Here is a 2,051-nt window from a genome sequence, read left to right as displayed (position 1 = left end):
TCCTCCGCTGCGATACGGATGTCGCACATTGTTGCCAGATCGAAACCAGCACCGATTGCTGCCCCATTGACCGCAGCAATGACAGGGACCTCCAGCCGGTGCGTGGCTAAGGCGATCCGTTGGATTCCACGGCGATAACGATCCTGTACCTCATACACATCGCCAGCAAAGCTTCCCTTACGGTCGCGCATGTCCTTGACGTTGCCACCGGCGGAAAACGCCTTGCCAGCCCCCGTCACGACCAACACCGAGACGGCCGCCCCGCCGTTGATCCAGTCAACCGTTTGTACGATATCGTCTATCAGACCCGTTCCGGTCAGTTCGTTGCGGACGTCATCCCGGTCAAGCACGAGCAAGGCGACGCGGTCGCTGACTTCGAGTTTCGAGTCGATCAGCTTGGGCAGATCCGTCATGCTTCGATCCTTTGTTTCTCTACCGACCGCGCTGGGGAAGACTAGGTGAGAAGAATGCGCACATCGAGCACGGTCAAACCGTTGGGATATGCAAGGATGGGATTGAGGTCGAGTTCGTCGATCTCCGGGCAGGCTTCAACGAAATCCGAAATACTGACCATAAAATCCGCGAGCGCGTCTCGATCAACCGGCGTTCCCCCGCGCACGCCATCCAGAACCGCTTGCGCCTTGATTTCGCCCAACATCGCAAAGGCATCATTGCGTGAGATCGGAAGTGCGCGGAACACCACATCCCCAAGAACTTCGACGAGGACTCCGCCCAGTCCGAACATCATGATGGGACCGTATGAGGCATCGCGCACGACGCCGACGATGATCTCGACGCCCCCCTTTGCTGCCATCGGAGTGACGAGGACGCCTGCAATTTTCGGATTGGTTACCGCAGCCTTGGCATTGGCGACGATCTCAAGGAAGCCGCTGCGCACCGACGCGACGTCGGCGACATTGAGTTTGACGCCGCCCGCGTCCGTCTTGTGCAGGATATCGCGAGATACGATTTTCATTGCCACCGGCTGTGCGCCGAGACTGAGAAAGGCCTCTTCGGCTTCTTTTTCATCGAGAGCCAGCAAAGCCGGAGCGAGATCCAGGCCGAAGTCGCGCAGGCTGGCTCGCCCTTCGTGCTCCAAAACCACCTGCCTGCCCTCGGCTCTGCATCGCGCAAGAACCTGCTCAAAGATTCCGCCGTGCTGCGCTCGCGTTGGCGGCGACAATGCAAAGGTGCGGTCCACCTCACCGCGCTCCGCCAAAGCCTGCATACATCGCACGGCCATTTCCAGGGAGCTGTGCACCGGAATGCCTGCGCGGCGCATGTCCAGGATTGGTAACGGCCGCTGATCTGCCTGAAGCGCACTGTAAAGGCTGTGAACGACCACGGGCTTGCCGAACCGGCGTGGCATTGTGCCAATGAGGTTCGTGGCATCAATTTCTGCTGCGAGCAGGTCTTGTGAGAAACGGACCGCGTAGCCGCCGTAGAGACCTGATATTAGAAGTCCGTCCACCATCGGATCCTGCAAGAGAATCTCGGCGCAAGTGGCAAAAACAGATGGGTCCGAATCCGTACCCCCGGCTACGTCGACAGGATTGATGACCGACGCGGCCGGAGGAAGTTCCGCAGTAAGCCGCCGCCGCGTGTCTTCGCTCAGAGGAGCGAGCGCCAGTCCGCGTTCAGATAAGGCGTCGGCGGCAATTGTCGCGTGGCCTCCGCCGTCCGCAAGGATGGCGAGGCGGCGCGATCGCAGTGGCGGCAGCAGCGACAGCGCCTCCGCCATGGGCAGGATCTCGTCGGACCGGTGTGCAAGGATTGCGCCGGCTTGCTTCAGCACACCCTCGCTGACCGCATAGTCGCCAGCCAAAGCGCCGGTATGAGACTTCGCGGAAATGCGTCCGGCAATTGTCCGACCCGATTTGTAAATGACAACTGGTTTCTCCAGCGAGATCCGCCTCAAGGCGCTTAAAAAGCGGCGGCCGTCTTTCAGTCTGAACCGCACCGGGTTGCTCGGAGGCTCCAATTCCTGAGAAGGTGGAGCCATGACAAGCAAGACGACCAACAAGTTCTCTCCCGAAGTCCGGACCCGTGCG

2 protein-coding genes are annotated in these 2,051 nt (G+C 60.1%); both read right to left on the bottom strand.

Annotated features, from left to right (window positions below):
- On the bottom strand, positions 1-413 hold a 413-nt coding region (locus ACFFNA_RS36795; protein WP_378924943.1), incomplete at its 3' end, for an enoyl-CoA hydratase-related protein.
- A gap of 41 nt (positions 414-454) precedes the next feature.
- On the bottom strand, positions 455-2,051 hold a 1,597-nt coding region (locus ACFFNA_RS36790), incomplete at its 5' end, for an acetate--CoA ligase family protein (RefSeq protein WP_378924941.1).

This window comes from Mesorhizobium kowhaii (assembly GCF_042431665.1).
Taxonomy (GTDB): domain Bacteria; phylum Pseudomonadota; class Alphaproteobacteria; order Rhizobiales; family Rhizobiaceae; genus Mesorhizobium; species Mesorhizobium kowhaii.
The sequence above is the reverse complement of the archived record's forward strand: the minus strand, read 5'-3'. Positions and strand labels throughout refer to the sequence as shown.